Annotated in this window: 19 protein-coding genes; 5 read left to right on the forward strand and 14 right to left on the reverse strand. The window is 76.0% G+C overall.

Annotation, left to right across the window (positions count from 1 at the left end; genetic code table 11):
• Positions 1-53 precede the first annotated feature (53 nt).
• Genes AAHH18_RS09635 through murQ form a run of 3 tightly spaced genes read right to left on the reverse strand, consistent with a single transcriptional unit; the run spans position 54 to position 3,678 of the window.
• Positions 54-1,154: a MupG family TIM beta-alpha barrel fold protein gene (locus tag AAHH18_RS09635; protein WP_343301449.1), complete on the reverse strand. Its 1,101-nt coding sequence runs from the start codon at positions 1,152-1,154 to the stop codon at positions 54-56.
• Positions 1,155-1,204: 50 nt separating this feature from the next.
• Positions 1,205-2,749, reverse strand: a complete 1,545-nt coding sequence (locus tag AAHH18_RS09640; protein ID WP_343301450.1) for a PTS transporter subunit EIIC — start codon at positions 2,747-2,749, stop codon at positions 1,205-1,207.
• A gap of 14 nt (positions 2,750-2,763) precedes the next feature.
• On the reverse strand, positions 2,764-3,678 hold the full coding sequence (gene murQ, locus AAHH18_RS09645; protein WP_343301451.1) for an N-acetylmuramic acid 6-phosphate etherase: 915 nt from the start codon (positions 3,676-3,678) through the stop codon (positions 2,764-2,766).
• A gap of 126 nt (positions 3,679-3,804) precedes the next feature.
• Here murQ and AAHH18_RS09650 point away from each other — a divergent pair, with 126 nt between their 5' ends.
• Positions 3,805-4,689 carry a MurR/RpiR family transcriptional regulator gene (locus AAHH18_RS09650; RefSeq protein ID WP_283319762.1) on the forward strand — a complete coding sequence of 295 codons (885 nt, stop codon included), beginning with the start codon at positions 3,805-3,807 and terminating at the stop codon, positions 4,687-4,689.
• A 109-nt stretch (positions 4,690-4,798) separates the two neighbouring features.
• The gene (locus AAHH18_RS09655; RefSeq protein WP_283319763.1) at positions 4,799-6,085 is read left to right on the forward strand and encodes a PucR family transcriptional regulator; all 1,287 of its coding nucleotides are present in this window, start codon (positions 4,799-4,801) and stop codon (positions 6,083-6,085) included.
• Between the two features lie 55 nt (positions 6,086-6,140).
• On the opposite strand, the gene AAHH18_RS09660 is transcribed toward AAHH18_RS09655, so the two are convergent.
• From AAHH18_RS09660 to AAHH18_RS09700, 9 genes are all read right to left on the reverse strand, one after another.
• Complete coding sequence (locus AAHH18_RS09660) at positions 6,141-7,112, reverse strand: LLM class flavin-dependent oxidoreductase (RefSeq protein WP_283319764.1); 972 nt, start codon at positions 7,110-7,112, stop codon at positions 6,141-6,143.
• Positions 7,113-7,115: 3 nt separating this feature from the next.
• Entirely contained in the window at positions 7,116-8,369 is a 1,254-nt protein-coding gene (locus tag AAHH18_RS09665) for a threonine synthase (protein ID WP_343301452.1), read from the reverse strand.
• Positions 8,366-9,559, reverse strand: coding sequence for a Xaa-Pro peptidase family protein (locus AAHH18_RS09670; RefSeq protein ID WP_343301453.1), 1,194 nt, complete (start codon positions 9,557-9,559; stop codon positions 8,366-8,368). The genes AAHH18_RS09665 and AAHH18_RS09670 overlap by 4 nt, the downstream gene beginning before the upstream one ends.
• Positions 9,556-10,629: a TIGR03619 family F420-dependent LLM class oxidoreductase gene (locus AAHH18_RS09675; protein WP_343301454.1), complete on the reverse strand. Its 1,074-nt coding sequence runs from the start codon at positions 10,627-10,629 to the stop codon at positions 9,556-9,558. Before AAHH18_RS09675 ends, AAHH18_RS09670 begins: the two co-directional genes overlap by 4 nt.
• Entirely contained in the window at positions 10,626-11,453 is an 828-nt protein-coding gene (locus AAHH18_RS09680; RefSeq protein ID WP_283319768.1) for an ABC transporter ATP-binding protein, read from the reverse strand. Before AAHH18_RS09680 ends, AAHH18_RS09675 begins: the two co-directional genes overlap by 4 nt.
• Positions 11,440-12,237 carry an ABC transporter ATP-binding protein gene (locus AAHH18_RS09685; RefSeq protein WP_343301455.1) on the reverse strand — a complete coding sequence of 266 codons (798 nt, stop codon included), beginning with the start codon at positions 12,235-12,237 and terminating at the stop codon, positions 11,440-11,442. Before AAHH18_RS09685 ends, AAHH18_RS09680 begins: the two co-directional genes overlap by 14 nt.
• Positions 12,234-13,112, reverse strand: coding sequence for an ABC transporter permease (locus AAHH18_RS09690; protein WP_343301456.1), 879 nt, complete (start codon positions 13,110-13,112; stop codon positions 12,234-12,236). Before AAHH18_RS09690 ends, AAHH18_RS09685 begins: the two co-directional genes overlap by 4 nt.
• The gene (locus AAHH18_RS09695) at positions 13,109-14,131 is read right to left on the reverse strand and encodes an ABC transporter permease (protein ID WP_343301457.1); all 1,023 of its coding nucleotides are present in this window, start codon (positions 14,129-14,131) and stop codon (positions 13,109-13,111) included. Before AAHH18_RS09695 ends, AAHH18_RS09690 begins: the two co-directional genes overlap by 4 nt.
• A gap of 125 nt (positions 14,132-14,256) precedes the next feature.
• Positions 14,257-15,891 (reverse strand): ABC transporter substrate-binding protein, encoded by a 1,635-nt coding sequence (locus AAHH18_RS09700; protein WP_343301458.1) that lies wholly within the window; start codon positions 15,889-15,891, stop codon positions 14,257-14,259.
• Positions 15,892-16,236: 345 nt separating this feature from the next.
• On the opposite strand from AAHH18_RS09700, the gene AAHH18_RS09705 reads away from it, so the two are divergent.
• The gene (locus tag AAHH18_RS09705) at positions 16,237-17,046 is read left to right on the forward strand and encodes a hypothetical protein (protein WP_343301459.1); all 810 of its coding nucleotides are present in this window, start codon (positions 16,237-16,239) and stop codon (positions 17,044-17,046) included.
• A gap of 24 nt (positions 17,047-17,070) precedes the next feature.
• Here the strand turns inward: AAHH18_RS09705 and AAHH18_RS09710 are convergent, their stop codons facing one another.
• Positions 17,071-18,060: a stage II sporulation protein M gene (locus tag AAHH18_RS09710; RefSeq protein ID WP_343301460.1), complete on the reverse strand. Its 990-nt coding sequence runs from the start codon at positions 18,058-18,060 to the stop codon at positions 17,071-17,073.
• A gap of 68 nt (positions 18,061-18,128) precedes the next feature.
• Here AAHH18_RS09710 and AAHH18_RS09715 point away from each other — a divergent pair, with 68 nt between their 5' ends.
• Both AAHH18_RS09715 and gdhA read left to right on the forward strand, forming a co-directional pair.
• Positions 18,129-18,950 (forward strand): RDD family protein, encoded by an 822-nt coding sequence (locus tag AAHH18_RS09715; RefSeq protein WP_343301461.1) that lies wholly within the window; start codon positions 18,129-18,131, stop codon positions 18,948-18,950.
• Positions 18,951-19,068: 118 nt separating this feature from the next.
• The gene (gene gdhA, locus AAHH18_RS09720) at positions 19,069-20,409 is read left to right on the forward strand and encodes an NADP-specific glutamate dehydrogenase (RefSeq protein WP_283319776.1); all 1,341 of its coding nucleotides are present in this window, start codon (positions 19,069-19,071) and stop codon (positions 20,407-20,409) included.
• Between the two features lie 6 nt (positions 20,410-20,415).
• Here the strand turns inward: gdhA and AAHH18_RS09725 are convergent, their stop codons facing one another.
• Positions 20,416-20,856, reverse strand: coding sequence for a MarR family winged helix-turn-helix transcriptional regulator (locus AAHH18_RS09725; RefSeq protein ID WP_343301462.1), 441 nt, complete (start codon positions 20,854-20,856; stop codon positions 20,416-20,418).
• Positions 20,857-20,919 lie beyond the last annotated feature (63 nt).

Consider the following 20,919-nt stretch of genomic DNA (forward strand, 5'->3'; position numbering starts at 1 on the left):
GGAGCGGGCCGCCGCGGACCGGGCCGCCGGGACGCCGGACGAGGCGCCGCCGGTCAGCCCGCCCGGCCGCTGACCTCCGCGGCCCCGGTCCCCGCGGCCGCCGCGGCGGTGCCCGGCACGAACCGCACGGTGTCGCCCGGGCGCAGCTCGTCGAGCACCCCCAGGTACGGCGGGGCGACGTCGGCGACGCGCGCCTGCCACGGGTGCAGCGGCCGCTCGGTGCGCGCGAGGTGGACCTCGCCCCGGTAGCGGCCGGCGCCCGCGAGGTCCATCTGCAGGCTGCCCCGCGCGCGGCTGTCGCCGTTGCGCACGAGCGCCGGGGTGTGCGCGCCGCGGGTGCCCTCCAGCCGGAACGCGGCCTCCCCGCTGTCGACGCGCAGCCGCCACGGCCGCTCGAGCAGGAACCGCGCGGCGGGGTCCACCCCGCAGAGCGGCACGGTGACCTCGCCGGTGTCCTCGTGCCGTTCGATCCAGGCGAGGTGCTCGTCCTGCACCACGCCCTCCGCGCACACGACCGTGCTGCCGGGGCTGAGCCGGCGCAGCTGCAGGTAGTTGCGCCACGCGGTGCGGTGCCGCTGCTCCTCGAGCGTCGGCAGCCCGAGGCCGAGCGGGGCCCGGAACGTGACCTCGCCGGGGACGAACGCGTACAGCGGCAGGTCGCGGGCGGTGAACAGGGCGTCCTGCGCCCGGTACGTCGCCGTCGACAGGCCGGTCTCGGGCCGCGGGTAGTAGTTGTGCCAGCCGGCGAGCGGCAGCCCGGCGAGCGCGTCCAGCTCCGCGGCCTGCACGGTGCTGGCGTTGACGGCGATGCGCGCTCCGGTGCGCCCGGCGATCCGCCGGATCTCCTCGACGTCGAACCCGAAGTCGGTCCGGAGCACCGTGACGCCCCAGTCCCGCAGCCGGTCGAGCGCGTCCTCGCCGCCGCCGAGCCGCTCGAGCGTCAGCGGCGACACGTCCCCGCAGAACGTCAGGCCGTGCTCGGCGTGCAGGCGGCGCAGCAGCTCCCCGTGCTCGGCCAGCCGGTCGTCCTCCGGGAGGTGCAGCGACGTGAACACCAGCCCGGTGCCGCCCGGGCGCGCGGCGTGCCGCACCGCCTGCGCGACGACCTGCCGCTGCACGTCGGGCGCGTCGGTGGGGTAGAGCGACCAGAGCACGGCGGCGTCCTCTCTCGTGGTGGGGGTGCGGCGGGCCGTCCCGGGCGGGCTCAGCCGAGCCGCTGGACCATGTGCTCCTTGAAGCCGAACAGGTAGGTCAGCACGAAGCCCATCACGTAGGAGACCACGAGCCCGCCCACGTACCAGAGCCACTGCCCGTTCGTGATGACGGCGGTCATGAGCACGCCGGACAGCCCCAGCGCACCCGCGCCGAACCCGTCGGTCACCTGCATGCCGAACGCCACGAACGCGCCGCCGAACCCGCCGCCGAGGCAGGCGGTGATGAGCGGGTAGAACAGCGGCAGGGAGACGCCGTAGATCAGGGGCTCGCCGACGCCGAGCACGCCGATCGGCAGCGCCGCGCGGATGATGCCCCGGAGCCGGGCGCTGCGCGTCTTGACGTAGATCGCGACGGCCATGCCGACCTCGCCGGCGCCCGCCATCGCCAGGACGGGGAGCAGCTCGGTGTAGCCGTGGTCGGCGATGAGCTGGGCGTGCAGCGGCGTGAGGCCCTGGTGCACGCCCAGCATGACGAGCGGCAGGAACAGCGACGCCAGCAGGTACCCGCCGACGATCCCGCCCTGCTCGAGCGCGAAGTCGATGAGCAGCCAGTTGATGCCCTGCATGAGCAGCGCGGACAGCGGCATGACGACGAGCACGCACAGCACCGCGCCGACGATGACCGTGACCACGGGCACGACGAACAGGTCGACCGCCGCGGGCACGCGCCGGCGGACCTGGCGCTCGATGACGGTGAACAGCCAGGCGGTGACGATCACGCCGATCACGCCGCCGAGCGCGGGGCTGAGCTCGCCGAACACCGGGATCGTGAGGGGCTGCGCGGGTGTCGCGGTGCCGTCGGGGGCGGTCCCGGCGGGGATGCCGGCGAGCGCGGGCATGTACGACACCGCGCCGGCGATGAGGCCGAGCACCGGCGTGCCGCCGAACTCCTGCGCGGTGTTGTACCCGACCAGCAGGTGCAGCGCGCCGACGACGATGCTCCCGAGGCCGGCGAACGCCAGGAACCACGGGTTGCCGACCACGTCGGGCGCCGCGACCTTCCAGATGTTGGTGAGCGCGATGATCAGCCCGCAGGCGATGAAGCCCGGGATGATCGGGATGAAGATGTTGCCGATGTGCCGGAACAGGGCGTGGACGCCCGTGGTCTGACGGGCCTTCACCTTCGACTTGTTCTCGGCCTCGAGCGTGCGCAGGTCCGCCGCGGCGTCCGGTGCGCCCGGGTGCCCGCCGGCCCCCTGACCGGCGGGCTGCTCCTCGGCCGGCGCCCCGGCGGTCGCGGTCGCCCGCGCGGCGGCGACGGTCGCCGGGACCGCGGACGCGTCGTCCCCCCGCGCGGCGCGCTCGGCGAAGGCGTCGCGCAGCCGCTGGGCGTGGCCCGGCCCGACGACGACCTGCAGCTGCGGGCCCTCGACGACGCCGACGACGCCGTCCAGGGCGCGGATCGCGCCGGCGTCGACGGCGGACTGGTCGGCGACGTTCAGCCGCAGGCGCGTCATGCAGTTGGTGAACGACTCGACGTTGTCCAGGCCGCCGACGAGCGGCACGAGGTCGTCGCTGAGCTTCGCGTAGTCCACGGTGGTTCCTCCGGTCAGTGCGGGTCGGGCAGGTCGGCCGGCAGCGCGGCGCGCACGAAGCCGTGCGCGGCGGTCAGCCGGTCCCGGGCGGTGGCGGCGTCGGTGCCGCAGAGCAGGGCGACGATCGCGGTCTTGGCGTGGTCGCCCGCGTCGGCCAGCGCGGCGCGCGCCGTGGCGTCGTCGCACCCGGTGGCGTCCCGCACGATGCGGACCGCGCGCTGCCGGAGCTTCGCGTTGCTCGGCCGGACGTCGACCATGAGGTTGCCGTAGACCTTGCCGGTGCCGACCATCGCGGCGGTCGAGATCATGTTGAGGACGAGCTTCTGGGCGGTGCCGGCCTTGAGGCGTGTCGACCCGGTCAGCACCTCGGGGCCCGTGTCGAGCTCGATGGCGACGTCCGCGTGCCGGCCGACCTCGGAGCCGGGGTTGCAGGCGACGGCGACGGTGCCGGCGCCCACGGAGCGGGCGTGGTCGAGGCCGCCGACCACGTAGGGCGTGCGGCCGGACGCGGCGAGGCCGACGACCGTGTCCTGGGCGGTCAGCCCGAGGTCGCGCAGGTCCTGCGCGCCGAGCGCGGCGTCGTCCTCGGCGCCCTCGACGGCCTGGAACATCGCGCCGGGGCCGCCGGCGAGCAGCCCGACGACCTGACCCGGGTCGGTGCCGAAGGTCGGGGGGCACTCCGCGGCGTCGAGGACGCCGAGCCGCCCGCTGGTGCCGGCGCCGAGGTAGACGAGGCGGCCGCCGGAGGACAGCGAGTCCACGGCGAGCGCGACCGCCGCGGCGACGGGGCCGAGCTGGGCGGCGACCGCGTCGGGCACGCGCCGGTCCTCCGCGTTCATCACGCCGAGCAGCTCCTCGACGTCCATCGCGTCGAGCCGCGCGGTGCGGGGGTGGGGGCTCTCGGTGCCGAGGGTGCGCAGGTCGGGCACGGGGACTCCTTCGTCGGTGACGTCTGGCACCATGTTGCACCAGGATCGCAAGAAGTCAAACAACGTTTCACGACCCCTGTGCCAGACTGGCGCGGGCGTCGACGGGCGCAGGCAGCGGGAGGGCACGTGGCGGACGGCGCGGTCGAGGTGCTCGACGCCCTGCGCGCCGCGCTCCCGCGGCTGGGGCCGGCGGAGACGCGCGTGGCCGAGGTGCTGCTGCGCGACCCGGAGGCCGGGGTCGCCGGTACCGCTGCCACGCTCGGCGAGCGCGCGCAGGTCTCCCGGGCGTCCGTGGTCCGGCTCGCGAAGACCCTCGGGTTCTCCGGGCTGCCGGCCCTGCGGGTGCGCCTCGCGCAGGACCTGTCGCGGCGGGCCGTCGAGCTCGAGCGCTCCGACATCGCGGAGGGCACGATCGTCGCCTCCGACCCCCTGCCGGAGCTGGTGGCGAAGGTCGCCTTCCACGAGGCCCGGACCATCGAGGAGACCGCCCGCTCGCTCGACCTCGACGCGCTCGACCGCGTCGCGCACGCGGTCGCCGAGAGCCACCACGTCGTCGTCCTCGGCGTCGGGGCCTCGGGCCTCGCGGCCGCCGACCTCGCCCAGAAGCTCCAGCGCATCGGCCTGATGTGCCTGTCGGCCGCCGACACGCACGTGCAGATGACGCACGCGGCGCTCGCGGACGAGCGCACCACCGCGATCGCCTTCTCGTTCAGCGGCGGCACCGTCGACGTGGTGCGCGCGCTGGAGGTCGCCGCCCGGGCCGGCGCCCGCACCGTCGCGATCACGAACGACCCCCGCTCCCCGCTGGCCGCGACGGCGCAGGAGGTGCTGCGGACGCCGGCGCGGGAGGCGACGCTGCGGGCCGCGGCGCTCGCGAGCCGCATGGCGCAGCTCGCCGTCGTCGACTTCCTGTTCATGCGCGTCGGGCAGCTGCGGTTCGACGACCTCGGGCAGGCCCTGCGCGCCACCCGCGAGGCCGTCGACCCGCAGCACCTGCCGCCCCGGGCCTAGCCCGTCCGTCGACCGCGAAACCGGCCGGACATCTCGGGCAGGGACGATGGTCCCGGGCCGGGCGCCGCACGGGCGCGCCGCGCGCGGGGGCGGAGCGACGGGAGGCGTGATGGCGAGGACCCCTGAGGCGGTGCTCCGGGTGGCGCGGTCGATGGTCGCGGACTTCGAGGGCATCATCGGCGAGGTCACCGACCGGGTGTGGCGCAGCGTGCCGGCGTACCCGCAGGTCGTCGTGGACCGTGCGGACCTGTCCGGCCAGGTGCGGGACTCGATCCTCAACGTGCTGGTCTGCCTGATGGAGGACCGGGTGCCGTCGGCGTCGGAGCTCGACACGGCCGCGGCGAACGGGGAGCGCCGGGCGCTGCAGGGCGTCGCCCAGGCGGCCGTGATCCAGTCGTACCGGAACGCCGAGCGCAGCCTCGTGGACACCTTCCAGGCGCGCTGCGCCCGCATGCAGGTGCCCGTCGGGGCGCTGCGCGTCGGTCAGCAGCAGATCGTGGCGATCCTGGACCAGCTCGAGGGGGCGATGCTGCGCACGTACGCCCAGATGCAGCAGCGCATCGCGACCCGCACGGTGCTGACGGAGCCCGACCTGATGAACCGGCTGGTCAGCGGCGAGCCGATCGACGCGGCGGACCTCGCGGGGCTGGTGCGGACGCTCGGCCTGGAGGTCACCGACGCCACCCGCGTCGTCGGGCTGGCCCTCGGCGTCGCGGACGAGGACGACGTCGACCCGGAGCACGTCGCCGAGCTGCGGCACCACGCGGTGGCGCACCTGCAGTCCGTCACCGGCGCGGCGCCCCTGTCCGGGGTCGTCCGGGAGGACGACGGCCGCCCGGTCGTGGTCGTCGCGGTGCCGTGGGAGGGGCCGGTGGCGGAGCTCGGTGCGCGGCTCGCGGCCGGGCTCGACCGGCGCCGCACGGCGGTCGCGGCGATCGGCGCCGTCGGGGAGCCGCGCCGCGGGCTGGCGGCCGTCGGCGGCTCCTGCCGGCAGGCGACCGGGGCGCTCCAGGTCGGGCGGCGGCGCGGTGCCGAGCGGGCCGTCGTGCTGTTCCGCGACGTGCTGCTCGAGGTCCTCGCGCTGCGCGACGTGCGGATGGTCGTGAACCTGCAGGACCGCTACCTGCGGCCGGTCGCCTCGCACGAGCACCTGCTCGAGACCCTGCGGGTGCACCTGGCCACGGACCTGTCGGTCCCGGAGACCGCGCGGCGCCTGGTGGTGCACCCCAACACGGTGGCCTACCGGCTGCGGCGCATCGGCGAGCTGAGCGGCCTCGACCTGCACCGGGTGGCGGACGTGGCCCGGGCGGTGCTCGCCGTGCAGGGGCTGGAGCTCGGCATCAGCGCGCAGGCGCACGGCAGCGCCGCGCTCGACGAGGACCCCGCGGGCCGCTGACGGCGTCCCGCGACCCGCCGGCGTGCTGCTCCGGAGTCGCCCGGCCCGGCCCGCCTCAGGCCAGCAGCCCGGCGGCGCGCGCGCAGGCCGCGGCGCGGTCGAGCGCCTCGTGGGCGGGGGAGACGCCGTCGTCCATCACGACGAGCGTGTCGAGCCCCGCCCCGGCGAACGCGTGCATCCCGGCCGTGACCTCGTCGCGGGTGCCGGCGAGCGTGAAGGTGCGCAGCACGTCGTCGTCCACCAGGTCGGCTCCGTCGGCCCCGGCGAGCAGCCGCGCGCGCAGCGCCTCGGCGCGCGGGGCGGGCAGCCCGGGCACCGCCGTGATGGGGGACGCGCCGTGCATCCCGAGGAACCGCGCCGTGCGGGACCGCACCCGGTCGCGCGCCGCCGCCCCGTCGTCGTCGCAGGAGAACGCCGCGTACGCCGTCAGGGTCAGGTCCGGGCGCGGGTGCCGCTCGCGGATCCACCGGACGTACGCGGGGGTGGACAGCACGGAGAGCATGAGCCCGTCGGCGGTGCGCGCGCCGACCGCCAGGGCCCGCTCGCCCTTGACGCCGAGCAGCACCGGGACGTCCGGGCGCGCGGGGGTGAACGACAGGGCCGCGTCGAGCGGCAGGCCGTTGACGTCCTCGCGGACCACCTCGCCGGCCAGCAGCCGGCGCAGGGCGGCCGTGTACGCCTCGAGCGTGCTGATCGGCCGGGTGAACGGGATGCCGAGCCGGCCCTCCATCCACCCCCGGTTGCTCGCGCCGAGCCCGACGACCAGCCGCCCGCCGGAGACCTCGTCGAGCGCGGCGCACTCCATGGCGGCGAGGGCGACGTGCCGGGTCCACGGGTTGATGACGCCCAGCCCGACGCCCACGCGGGACGTCGCCGCCGCGACCGCCCCGGCCACCGCGAACGCCCCGCGCTCGAGGTAGTCCTCGCTGAGCCAGACCTCCGCGAAGCCGAGGTCCTCCGCGTGCCGGGCGAGGTCGACCGCCGTGCGCGCGTCCCGGCGGCCGGCCGGTGCGTACGCGATGCGCACGCCTCAGCCCCGTCCGGCGGCGGCGTCGAACGCCGCGAGCGTCGGCGCGATCACGGGCACGGGTGCGAGGCGCGCGGCCGTCGCCCCGACGTCCTTCAGCCCGGTCGAGGTGCCGAGCAGCACCACCGTGTCGTCCGCGCCGAGCTCGCCGCGCGCCACGAGGTCCGGCAGCACCGCGTAGGTGATGACGGACGACGCCTCGAGGTACATCCCCTCGGCGGCGGCCAGGGCAGACTGCGCGCGCATCACCTGCTCGTCGTCGGCGGGGGCGGCGGCCCCGCCGCTGGAGCGCAGCGCGTCCCAGGCCTGCCAGGTGGCCGTGGAGGACCCGATGGAGAACGCCACGGTCGGCCCGGCGGGGACCGTCGCGCCGGGGGTGAACCCGTCGCGCAGCGCCGCGACGTGCGGCCCGAACGGCTCCGCCGCGACCATGCGCGGCACGCGGTCCGCCAGCCCGAGCGCGACCAGGTCCCGGAACCCCCGGAGGGTGCCCGCGACGCCGTCGCCGTACGCCACCGGCGCCACGACGGCGTCGGGCACCCGCCCGCCGAGCTGCTCCCAGATCTCGTAGGCGAGGGTCTTGTAGCCGTCGACGCCGAACGGGTTGGACCCGGACGGCGGGCTGAGGTAGCCGGACACGGGCACCCAGCCGCGCTCCTCGACGCCCGCGCGCATGACGACCCACCGGTCCCGCGGGTCGTCGAACGCCACGACGTCCGCGCCGGAGGACTGCATGAGCGTCTTCATCGTCTCCGGCACGGAGGCCACCGTCAGCACCACGCAGCGCAGCCCGGCGCGGGCGGCGTACGCGGCGGTCGCGGCGCCGTGGTTGCCGGTGGACGCGACGACCACGGTGTCGTGCCCCTGCTGCAGCGCCTTCGTCACGGCGACCGCGGCGAGCCGGTCCTTGTACGACCACGTCGGGTTGCGCGACTCGTCCTTGACCAGCAGCGACGGCAGCCCGACGGCGGCCCCGGCGCGGGGGACCGGCACCAGGGGGGTGCCGCCCTCGCCCAGCGACACGAGCGGGCCGGACGGGTCGACGGGGAGCAGCGGTGCGAACCGGAACACCCCCGGGCCCGTGCCGGGGGCGGGCAGCGCGGTGATCCCCGTCAGGTCGTACACGGGGGAGGCGTGCACGTGCACGCCCCGGGCGAGCGCCGACGCGGACGGCCGGTAGGCGTCGGGCTCCCGGACCTCCGCCCCGGTCACGCCGTCGCGCAGCACGCCGGTGTACGCGCCCGCCGCGCCGCTCACGCGGGCACCTCCGTGAGGCCGCGGGCCAGCGTCGTCAGGGGCCGGACCCCGTCGGCGGTGACCACCAGCGCGTCCTCGACCATCATCCCGCCCCAGCCCAGCTCGTAGTACGGCGTCTCGAAGCAGAACGTCATGCCCTCCTCGAGCGGCGCGTCGTCCCCGGGGCGCACGATCGGGGGCTCGTAGACCTCCAGCCCGATGCCGTGCCCGCAGTGCTGCCGCCGGTACGGCGCCAGCCCGCCCCGCTGGGTGACGTCGACGGCGAGGTCGAACAGCGCGGCGGCGCCCACGCCGGGGCGCGCGGCCGCGAGCTGCGCGTCCAGCCCCGCGAGGAGGGCGTCGTACCGCCGGGCCTGCAGGTCGCTCGCCGGGCCGACGACGGCGGTGCGGCCGATGTCCGACCAGTAGCCGTCCAGCACGCACCCCACGTCGAACCGCAGCAGGTCGCCGGCGGCCAGCGGCCGGTCGGTCGCCACGGCGTCGGCCAGGGCGGACCGCTCGCCCGCGGTGACGACGGTGAACCGGGGGGCGGCGCCGCCGTCCACCATCGTGCGGGCGACGACGCGGGCCAGCTCGGCCTCGGTGACCCCGGGGCGGGCGACGGCGAGCGCCGCCACGATGCCGGCCTCGGCCAGCCGGGCGGACCGCGCCAGGAGCGCGACCTCCCCGGGCAGCTTGCGGGCACGGACGCCCGACAGCCACGCACTCGCGTCCGCCCAGGTCACCTCGGGCAGGGCGGCCTCGAGCGCAGCCCGCAGTGGGGCCGGGCACGAGGCCTCGTCCAGGCCGACGGTGCCGGACGCGACCCCCGCGCGGCGGACGGCGGCGGCGATCGCCGGTGCGGCGCCCGGGTGCTCGTCGACCAGGCGGGTGGCGGTGGCGGCGGAGCCCGCGGACTCGAAGTAGAACCGGCCGAACGCGACGAAGTCGTCCTCGGCGACGCCGGCGTCGAACGCGGGGGCGGAGTCCGCGACCGGCCCGGCCAGCACCGTGCGGTCGCCCGTGACGACCGCCGCCACCGAGGAGGTCCCGTGGACGGACCCGGACATCGAGCGGTAGCCGGTGGCGTAGTCGACACCCGCGGTGGACAGGGTCACCACGGCGTCGAACGGCGCGCCGGCCAGCTGCTCGCGGAGGCGGGCGGTGCGGGCGGCGACGAGCGCCTCGCGGGGGCTCGGGGCGGTGGTCACTGGGCGGCTCCTGCCGTCGGGGCGGGGTCGGACGGGCGGTCGGGTCGGCGGTCGTCCGGCGTGCCGGCGTTCACCGGCTCGATGACCTCCTGCGCGAACCGGGCCATCTGGTCGAGCGTCTCGGCCACGGTGTTGCACGCGAACAGCAGCGCGGACAGGGTCGTGACGCCGGCCTCGGCGTAGGCGTGCACCTGGTCCTGGATCTGCGCGGTCGACCCGACGAGGTTGCGGGCCGCGAACCCGTCCTGCTGGCCCTTGAGGGTCGAGCCGGCGAGCGAGCGCATGTGCTGGTGCAGCTGCGTGGTCTCGAACCGGGCCATCGCGTCGGCCCGCGACGCGCCCATCGCGACCGACAGCTGCGGCGCGACGTCGAAGTCCGGCGGCAGCTCGCGCCCGATCGCCTCGGCCTCCCGGCGGATGTCCGCGAGCCCCGCGGCGACCTCGGCCGGGCTGAGCACCGCCGGCAGCCAGCCGGTGCCGTACCGCGCCGCGCGCTGCCGGGAGCCCGCGGCGTTGCCGCCGGACAGGATCGGCAGCGGCGTCTGCACGGGCTTCGGGTAGGACTCCACGTCCTCGAACTGCAGGAACTCGCCGCGGAACGACGCCCGGCGGTCCCGCAGCAGCGTCTCGAGCGAGGCGAGGAACTCGTCGGCCTGCCGGCCGCGGTGCAGCGTGTTCCCGGGCCACATCGCGTCGGTCTCCTCGCGGTAGGCGCCGATGCCGACCCCGAGCACGAACCGCCCTCCCGAGAGCTGGTCGAGCGTCGCCGCCTGCTTCGCGGCCACCACGGGGTGGCGGAACGCCATGACGGTGATCGCGGTCGCGAGCCGCAGCCGGGTGGTGCGCGCCGCGACGAACGACAGGTAGAGGTACGGGTCGTAGAACCGCGGCGGCGCGTCGAACTCGGCCCGCACGTAGCGCTGCGTGGTCACGTGGTCGTTGCCCCACACCGAGTCGAACCCGAGGCGCTCGGCCTCGACGGCGATCTGCACCGCCTGCTCCGGGTCGGCGTACGGCACGGGGTACATCAGCCCCTCCGTGCCGGTCGGGACTCCCAGTCCGAACTTCATGCGATCTCCTCCGGGTTCGGGTCGGTCGCCGCCGGCGCCGCGCCGGGCAGCCGGCGGGCGCGACGCCGCGGGTCGGCCACCGGGACGGCGGCCAGCAGCGTGCGGGTGTAGTCGTCCTGCGGGGTGTCGAGCACGGCGGCGGTCGTGCCGCGCTCGACGACGAGGCCGGCGTGCATCACCGCGACCTCGTGGGCTATCTGCCGCACCACCGAGATGTCGTGCGTGATGAACAGGTACGCGGCCTGCGTGGTCTGCTGGAGCTCGCGCAGCAGCCGGACGATCCGCCCGCGCACCGACTGGTCCAGCCCGGAGGTCGGCTCGTCGAGCACCACGAGGTCGGGCCGGGGCGCGAGGGCCCGCGCGATCGCCACCCGCTGCTGCTGGCCGCCGGACAGCTCGCCGGGCAGCCGGCCGCGCATCGCGTCCGGCAGGCCCACGAGGTCCAGCAGCTCCGTGACCCGGGCCCCGGCGGCGGCCCCGCGCTCGGCGGTCAGCCGGGCGAGCGGCTCGCGCAGGATCGCCTCGACGGTCCACCGGGAGTCCAGGGACTGGTACGGGTTCTGGAACACCATCTGCACGGACCGCCGGCGCTCGCGGTCCCACGGCCCGAGCAGGTCGAACCCGCCGAAGCTCGCGGTCCCGGCGGTGGCGCCGTGCAGCCCGGCGACGACCCGGCCGAGCGTCGACTTGCCCGACCCGGACTCGCCGACCAGCGCGAGCGTCCGGGCCGTGTCCAGGTCCAGGTCCACGCCCCGCAGCGCGTGGACGGTCCGCCCCCGGGCGGCGAACGTCTTGGTGACGCCCCGCACCTCAAGCAGCGCCATCGCCGGCCTCCTCGCCCGCGGCCACCAGGTACCGCGTGTACTCGTGCTGCGGGGACTCGAACAGCTCGACGACCCCGGTGGTCTCCACGAGGTCGCCGCGGTACAGCACGGCGACGCGGTCGCAGACCTCCGCGACGACCCCGAGGTCGTGCGTGATGAGGAGCACGCCGCAGCCGGTCTCGTCCGCGAGCTCGGTCAGGAGCGTGAGGATCTGCGCCTGCACCGTCACGTCCAGGGCGGTGGTCGGCTCGTCGGCGATCAGCAGCGCCGGGCGGCAGGCCAGCGCCATCGCGATCATCACGCGCTGGCACATCCCGCCGGAGAGCTGGTGCGGGTAGGCCCGGCCGACGCGCGCCGGATCTGCGATGTGCACCCGGCCGAGCAGCCGCTCCGCCTCGGCGCGCGCGGACCGGCGGTCGGCCCCGGCGCCGTCGCGCTGGTGCAGCCGCACCATCCGGGCGACCTGCTCGCCGACGCGCATCAGGGGGTTGAGCGAGTCCTGCGGGTTCTGGAAGATCATCGCGAACCGGTGCGCCACCGAGCGCCGGGCGGTCGCGGTGGCGTCCGCCCCGGACACCAGGACCCGCCCGCCGGTGACCGCGATGCCGTCGGGCAGCACGCCCATGACCGCGAGCGAGGTCATGGACTTGCCGGAGCCGGACTCGCCGACCAGGCCGACGACCTCGCCGGGGCGCACGCTGAGGCTGACGTCGCGCAGCAGCGGGGTGCCGGTGCGGGTCACGGCCACCGAGAGCCGGTCGAGCTCGAGCACGGGGGTGGTCACCGGTCGCCTCCCAGGTCGTCGCCGACGAAGTGCAGGCCGGTCACGGTCACCGCGATGAGCAGGCCGGGGAAGAACGCCGTCCACCACTGGCCGGTCAGCATGTTCTGCGCGCCCTCGGCGACCATGACGCCCCACTCGGGCGTGGGGGCGTGGATGCCGATGCCCAGGTACGCCAGGCCCGCGACGTTGAGGATCGAGTACCCGCACACGAGCGTGAACTGCACGGCGGCCGGCCGGACCGAGTGGGGCAGCACGTGCCCGAACGCGATCCGCAGCCAGCCCGCGCCGGCCACCCGCGCGCCGTCGACGTACGCCAGCTCCCGCTGCGCGAGCGCCTCGGCGCGCACCAGCCGCACGAAGGGCGGCACCGCGGCGACCGCCAGCGCGAGCGCGAGCTGGGGGGTGCTCTCGCCGATCGCCAGCAGCAGGATCATCGCGAGCACGAAGCCGGGGAACGACATGAGCACGTCCACGCACCGCATGACGACGTCGTCCACCCGGCCCCCGACGTAGCCGGACACCACCCCGAGCGCGGACCCCACGACCATGGCGAGCAGCGCGATGCTCACGCCCAGCACCAGGTCCAGCCGGATGGCGTGCACCGCCCGGGCGAAGACGTCGCGGCCGTAGAAGTCGGTCCCGAACCAGTGGGCCGCGGACGGGGCCTGCAGCGCGTCCGACGGCTCGACGGCCAGCGGGTCGGCGACCAGGAACGGGCCGACGACGCCGACCACCACGAGCACGGCGAGGATGCCGGCGCCGGTCCACAGGAACGGCCGGGGCCGGCGGCTGCGGACGCGGGCGGCGTCGGCGGTGGAGGGCAGGGCCGGGGCGGCGGTCGCGGGTCCGGCGGCGGGCGGGGCGGGCTGGGTCATGCGCGGGCACCTCCGAGCCGGATGCGGGGGTCGATCAGGCCGTACGCCAGGTCGATGAGCACGTTGAGGGCGATGTAGAGGACCCCGATGACGATCGCGTAGCCCTGGAGCACCTCGAGGTCGTTGGCGCGCACCGCGTCGTACGCCAGCCGGCCCATCCCGGGCCAGGAGAACAGCTGCTCGACGATGACGTTGCCGCCGAGCAGGAAGCTGAGCACCAGCCCGAGCGAGGTGAGGATCTGGAGCATCGCGTTGCGCATCTGGTCCCGCCAGAGCACCTCGCGCGGCGCCACGCCGAACGCGCGGGCGGTCCGCACGTACCCGGTGCCGGCGGTGGCGATGAGCGCGGAGCGCACCATCTTGACCACGGCCGCCGAGGCGCCGATCCCCAGGGTCAGCGCGGGCAGCACCAGGTACCGCAGCGCCTGCCCGGCGGTCGCCGGGTCGCCCGCGAGCAGCGCGTCCAGCACGTACAGGCCGGTGACGTCGGGCGGCGGGGGCGTCCCCACGGGGAGCCGGCCGATCGGCCCGGGCAGCAGGTGCCAGGTGGAGAACAGCCCGAAGATGAGCAGCAGCCCGAGCCAGAACGGCGCCATCGACGACCCGAGCACCGCGTACACCCGGCCGGCGACGTCCGCGGGGCGCCCGCGGTGGGCCGCGGCGAGCACGCCGACCGGGACGCCGATCAGGACGGCGACCACCAGCGCGGCGAGCGCGAGCTCGATGGTGGCGGGCAGCCGCGCGACCAGCTCGGTGCCGACGTCGCGCCCGGTGGACACGGCCCGGCCGAGGTCGCCCTGCGCGAGCCGCACCAGGTAGTCCCGGAGCTGGACCAGCAGCGGGTCGTCCAGGCCGTACGACGCGCGCAGCGCCGCGACGTCCTCGGGCGTCGCCTCGGGGCCGAGCCGGGCGGCGGCCGCGTCCCCGGGCAGGATCCGGGTGACGAGGAAGACGACCAGCACGAGCCCGAGCACCGTCAGCGCGGAGGTGCCGAGGCGGCGCAGGACGTAACGGGTCACGGCGGGGCTCCTGTCGGGCGGCGGGGGCGTGGCGGGGTGCGGGTGGTGGAGGGCGCCGGCGCCCGCGGCCCGGGGGCAGGGACCCCGTGGCGGGCGGACGCCGGCGCGTCCTCACACCGGCGCGCTCACCCCTTGGTGAGGTACTGCAGCCGCAGCTGCTCGGTGTTGTCCTTGGTCAGGCCGGTCACGCCGTCCCGGACCACGAACGTCCACGCCGGGTTGTAGACGGGGACGAAGGGCATGTCGTCGTAGATGACCCGCTGCGCCTCGGCGGAGATCTCCGCACGGCCGGCCTCGTCGGTCGTCGCGACGCCCTCCTGGAGCAGGGCGTCCAGGTCGGGGTTCGCGTAGGACGTGAAGTTCGTCCCCGCCGCCGACCCCGCCAGGTAGTACATCTGGTAGAACGGGTCGGCGCCCCAGCCGAGGAAGTTGTTCAGGTACATCGGCAGCGCGCGGGCGTTGGTCTGCTGCGTGAAGTCGGCGTCCGTCAGGGGCTTGAGGTCGATGTCGACCCCGATCTCCTTCAGGTTCGCCTGCACCAGCACCGCCGCCGCGGCCTCGACCGCGTTGGACTGCTTGTAGTACAGCGTCGAGCTGAAGCCGTCGGGCAGCCCGGCCTCGGCGAGCAGGTCCGCGGCGGCGTCCAGGTCCTCCTCGAACGTCCCCGCGTCGTCGGAGTGGGTCTCCATGGAGGCCGGCACGACGCCCGTGGAGGCGTTCGCGTAGCCGTACAGCACCTGGTCCACGAGGTCCTCGTAGGGCACCGCCTTGGCGACGGCCTGCCGGACGCGGGCGTCGTCGAACGGCGCCTCGGCGGTGTTGAACCCCAGGTACTCCAGGCGGTTGGACGGCTCGGAGACGACCGTCAGGCCGTCCTCGTCCTCCATCGCCTTGACCTGGTCCAGCGGGATGCCCTGCGCCAGGTCGAGCTCGCCCGAGCGCAGCAGCAGCGCGCGCTGCGACGGGTCGGAGACGAACTGGACGGTCACGCCGGCGTTCGCGATCTTCTCCGGCGCGTAGTAGTGCTCGTTGGGCTCCAGCACGAGCTGCTGCGTCGGGTCGTACGACGCGACCGTGTACGGACCGGAGGAGTTCGCGTTCTCGCGGAACCACTCGCCGGCCCAGGGGTCGTCGTCGGTCGCGTTCGCCTCGCCGGTGGCCTGCGAGAAGATGCCGAGCGGCTGCATCGCCTCCATCTTGGCGAGCAGCGGGCTGGCGAAGCTGCTGGTGACGACGACGGTGCTGTCGTCGGGCGCGGTCACGTCGTCCGGGGAGGCGACGCCGGCGAACGGCAGCAGCGCCTTGACGTAGCCGGGACCGAGCAGGCTGCGCTGGTAGGACCACACGACGTCCTGCGCGGTCAGCGGCGTGCCGTCGGCGAACGCCAGCCCGTCGCGCAGGTGGAACGTCGTCGTCAGACCGTCCTCGGAGACCTCCCAGGACTCGGCGAGCGCACCCTCGAGCTCCGTGGTGCCGGTGCGCACCAGGCCGTCGGTGTCGTAGGTCTGCTCGAGCAGCTGCTCGACGAGCGACCCGGTCGCCACCATCGCGGCCGGCGTGCGCCAGGCCTGCGCGTCGAGCAGGTCGACGGAGCTGTCGAGGCTGATGACGAGGGGCTCCGACGCGCTGCCGGCGGTGCCGGCGGAGGCGTCGTCGGACGGGGTGTCGCCGCCGCCGCACGCGGTGAGGGCGAGCGCGGCGGCCACGGCCGCGGCGGCCGCCACGGAGGTGCGCCGCCGCCGGGGGAGGTGTCGCTTCACGGGGGCTCCTAGCACGGTCGGGTCGGTGCGGCCCGCCGGCGCTCGGCCGGGCTGGGTCCGCGCCGTCGGGGAGCGGCGCGGTCCCGCGCCACGTCCAGCCTCGCCGCGGCCGGGGGACCGGGGCATCGGCTGCCGGGCCAAACCGCGCGGCCCCGGGTTGTCGTCGCCCCCGAGCGCCCCCACCGCCCGGCCGGGCCCGGCCACGAGGGTAGGCAGGCGTGTGTTTCGGGAGCGGGCACCCGTCGGAAACCTCGGTGAAACGCGGCCCGCCGCCTCGCGCCCGCTCAGGACGGGTTCCGGGTGGCTTCCCAGCGCGTTCCCAGGGTCGGGTGCTCGACTGGTGCCGTGCTGCACGACCGACACCGTCGCCGGACCGACGCCGTCCCCGGCCCCGCGGAGCCCGATCCCGCCGAGACCGATCCCGCCCAGCCCCGTCCGGCGGACCCGCCCGGCGCGACCCGCGCCGCCGGCGCCGGCTCCTGGCAGGTCGTCCGCGCGGGCGTCGTCGACGTCAACCGGATCGCCCGCATGCTGGCCGAGCACCGCCCGTTCATCGACCTGGACGGGGACGGCCGGCCCGACGAGGTGCCGGACCCCGAGCACGCGGGCCCCGCGACGCGCATGGTGCTGAGCCTCGGCGCCCTGGAGCACGGCGAGGTGTGGTTCGCGCGCGACGAGGCGGGGGACGTCCTGGCGGTCGCGGTGTGGCTGCCGCCGGAGGCGGAGCACCTGGCGCACGACCTGCACCGCGTCGTCGCGCGGGAGCTCGGCGTGACGCCGGTGCGGGACCCGGAGCCGGCGCACGCCCCGCTGCGCTCGCTCGTCGGCGCCACGGCCCACACGCTCGCGCACCTGCGGGACTCGGACGCGGAGCGGGTGCTGATCCTGCTCGCCGACGCCGGGCGGGTCGCCGGCGCGCGCCGCCGCGCGCTGCTGGCGGACGTGCTCGCGCCGGTGCTGCGGGCGCAGGGCGACGCGGGCCGGGAGACGCTGGCCGTGACGGTCGACCCGGCGCAGGTGACGGACCTCGCGGCGCTCGGGTTCGCGGAGCGCACGCGCAGCCCGCTCGGCGCGGCGTCGCTGTGGCTCGGGGCGCACCGCCCGGCGCGGCTGCTCGAGCCGGTGGTGACGGGCCCGGTCGCCACGACGGCGTAGCGCGGGCCGCCCCCGCGGCGCCCGTCAGCCGGCGAACGCCACCGCGTAGCCCGCCGCGTCCTCCTCGAGGTCGCCGGTCTCGCCCTCGCGGGCGGCACGCCGTCCCAGCACGATCGTGTACGTCCAGAACGCCGCCAGGGCGAGCGCGCCGACGACGATCTTCAGCCACCACGCCAGCGTCGACCCGGTGACGAAGCCCTCGACGAGGCCGGACAGCGCGAGCGACCCCACCAGCCCGATCGCGACGGTGACGAGCGAGCGACCCTCCTCGGCGAGCGCGCGGCTCCGGGGCCGGCCGCCGGGCGCGATCCACGTCCAGCACAGGCGCAGCCCCGCCGCGCCGGCGACGAAGATCGACGTCAGCTCCAGCAGGCCGTGCGGGGCGATGAGCGTGAGGAACACGTCGAGGCTGCCGTGCGCCGCCATCATCCCGCCGGTCGCGCCCACGCTGACCGCGTTCTGCACCAGCACGTACAGCGGACCGATGCCGGAGATGCCGATGCCGATGCACACGGCCGCGATCCAGGCGTTGTTGGTCCAGACCACGCCCGCGAAGCCGATGCCCGGGTCGTAGTAGGAGGCGAACGCCTCGTCGACGTACTGCTGGCGCTGCGCCGGGGTGCCCATCGCCGCGAGGGCGCCCGGGTCGGTGGCGACCCACCACCCGGCGACGACGGCGAGCGCGACGAACCCCGTCATCACGGCGACGGTCCACCAGCGGATCCGGTACAGCGCGGCCGGCAGCGACACCACGAGGAACCGACGGGCGTCGCGCCAGGCGGGCTCGTGGCTGCCGGCGATCGCCGACCGGGCGCGCGCCAGGAGCTGCGACAGCCGCGCGACCGTGTCCGGGTCGGGTGCGGAGGAACGGACGGTGGACAGGTCGGTGGCGACCGCCTGGTAGAGGCGCACGAGCTCGTCCGCCTCCGCGCCGTCGCGGACCCGGCGACGGGACAGCTCGTCGAGCCGCGCCCACGTCGGCTGCCGCAGCGCGGAGAAGGCGTCGAGGTCCACGGCCGATACCCTGCCACAGGACGGCCGGCCGGCAGCGGGCGGCGCGGGCGAGCAGCAGGAGGTCCGGGGTGGACGAGGGCATCGTCATCGGCGAGGGCGTCCTGCTGGACGCGCGCCCCACGTCGGTCGCGAGCCGGCTCGGCGCGGCGGTGATCGACCTGCTCGTCCTGGGGGTCGTCGCGCTCGGCGTGGTCCTGCTCGCCGTCAACGTGGTGCGGGTCGCACCGGGCGAGGAGCTGCTGCGGATCCTCCTGGTCGCCGTGATGGCGCTGGTGCTCGTCGTGATCCCGACCGCGGTGGACACGCTCACGCGCGGCAGGTCGCTCGGCAAGCTCGCGGTCGGCATCCGCGTGGTCCGCGACGACGGCGGGCCGATCCGGTTCCGGCAGGCGCTGGTGCGGGCGCTCGCGGGCATCCTCGAGCTGTGGGCGACGTTCGGGTCCGTCGCGTTCATCGCGTCGCTCGTGCACCCGCAGGGCAAGCGGCTCGGGGACATGCTCGCGGGGACGTACGTGGTGCGGGTGCGCGGCAGGGTGGAGGCCCGGCCGGTGCTGACGATGCCCCCCTTCCTCGCCGGGTGGGCGCACGGCGCGGACGTCGCGCGCCTGCCCGACGGGCTCGCGATGTCGGCGCGGCAGTTCCTCGGGCGGGCGGCGGGCCTCCACCCGGGCTCGCGCGCGGCGCTCGGGCGCCAGCTCGCCGCGGAGGTCGCCCGCTACGTCGCGCCCGGCCCGCCGCCGGGCACGCACCCGGAGGCGTTCCTCGCCGCGGTCCTCGCGACGCGCCGCGACCGGGAGCACGCCGCGGGCGTCCGCGCCGCGGCGCGCGCCGAGCACGAGGCCTCCGCGCTGCACCGGCTGCCCCACGGGGTGCCCGACCCCGCCCGCTGAGGCGTGCCGCGGGCCCGGCCCGGCGCCCGCAGCGTGGACACCGCCGCTGCGCGGAAGGCGCTCGCCGTACCGTGAGCCACCGGTGGGGGCAGCCACGGAGGAAGCGGGGACGCGGACGGTGCAAGGACAGCTCGACCAGGTGCTCGACCAGGTGCTCGTGCGGAACCCCGCCGAGCCGGAGTTCCACCAGGCGGTCCGGGAGGTGTTCGCCAGCCTCGGGCCCGTGCTCGCCCGGCACCCCGAGTACGTCGACGCCGCCGTGCTGGAGCGGCTGTGCGAGCCCGAGCGGCAGATCGTCTTCCGCGTGCCGTGGGTGGACGACTCGGGCCGGGTCCGGATCAACCGCGGGTTCCGCGTGCAGTTCAGCACCACGCTCGGCCCCTCGAAGGGCGGGCTGCGGTTCCACCCGTCGGTCAACCTCGGGATCGTGAAGTTCCTCGGGTTCGAGCAGGTGTTCAAGAACTCGCTCACGGGGATGCCGATCGGCGGCGGCAAGGGCGGGTCCGACTTCGACCCGCGCGGCCGCTCCGACGGCGAGGTCATGCGGTTCTGCCAGTCGTTCATGACGGAGCTGGCGCGGCACATCGGCGAGTACGTCGACGTGCCGGCGGGTGACATCGGCGTCGGCGGCCGGGAGATCGGCTACCTGTTCGGGCAGTACAAGCGCATGACCGGCCGGCACGAGTCCGGTGTGCTGACCGGCAAGGGCGTCACGTGGGGCGGCTCGCTGGTCCGCACCGAGGCCACCGGGTACGGCGCGGTGCTGTTCGCGCAGGAGATGCTGCGCGCCGCGGGCCGGTCCCTGGACGGGCAGCGCGTGGTGGTGTCGGGCTCCGGCAACGTCGCGGTCTACGCGATCCAGAAGGCGCAGCAGCTCGGCGGGCACGTGGTGGCCTGCTCGGACTCCGGCGGCTACGTCGTCGACGAGCGGGGCATCGACCTGCCGCTGCTGCAGCAGGTGAAGACCGTCGAGCGGCGCTCGCTCGCCACGTACGCGGAGCGCCGCGGCGGGTCCGCCCGGTTCGTCCCGGGCCGGCGCGTCTGGGAGGTCGGGGCCGCGGTCGCGCTGCCGTGCGCGACGCAGAACGAGCTCGACGAGTCCGACGCGCGGGCGCTCGTCGCCTCGGGGCTGGTCGCGGTCGCGGAGGGCGCCAACATGCCCACGACGCCCGACGCCGTCGCGCTGCTGCAGGACGCCGGCGTGCTGTTCGGCCCGGGCAAGGCCGCCAACGCCGGCGGCGTCGCGACGTCCGCGCTCGAGATGCAGCAGAACGCGAGCCGTGACTCGTGGTCGTTCGACTACACCGAGGACCGCCTGGCGGCGATCATGCGCTCGATCCACGACCGCTGCGCGGCGACCGCCGAGGAGTACGGGGCGCCGGGCGACTACGTGGTCGGGGCGAACATCGCGGGGTTCCTCAAGGTCGCGGACGCGATGATCGCCCTGGGCGTGGTGTAGCCGACCTCAGCAGGGGTCGGCGTCGTCGACCAGGAGGTGCAGCAGGCGCAGCAGCTCGGCCTGCTCGCCGGGCTCCAGGCGCGCGAGCAGCTCCTCGGCGTGCCGCCGGCGCTGCCGGTCCGCCTCGGCGAGCACCGCCCGGCCCTCGGCGGTCACGGCGACGAGGCTGGCGCGACGGTCGGTCGGGTCGGGCAGCCGCTCGACGAGCCCGGCCGCCTCGAGGTCGTCGACGAGCGAGGTGACCGACCTCGGGACGATGTCGAGCGCGGCGGCGAGCGCGGTCTGGCGCTGGGGCTCCGGGCTCCGGGCGGCGGTGCGCAGCAGCCGGTGCCGGGCGGGGCTGAGGTCCACGCGCTCGCGCACGTCCCGCCGCATGGTGTGCAGGGTGCGGCGCAGCAGCCAGAACAGCTCGTCGCCGGGGTGCGGGGCCTCGCCGGGCAGCGTCATGCCCCCACGATAGCGAGTCCGCCACATAGAGAGGTATCCTCACTAAAGTTCGACACCCCGGAG

Origin of the sequence: Cellulomonas olei (assembly GCF_039548315.1) — a bacterium.
Lineage (GTDB): Bacteria > Actinomycetota > Actinomycetes > Actinomycetales > Cellulomonadaceae > Cellulomonas.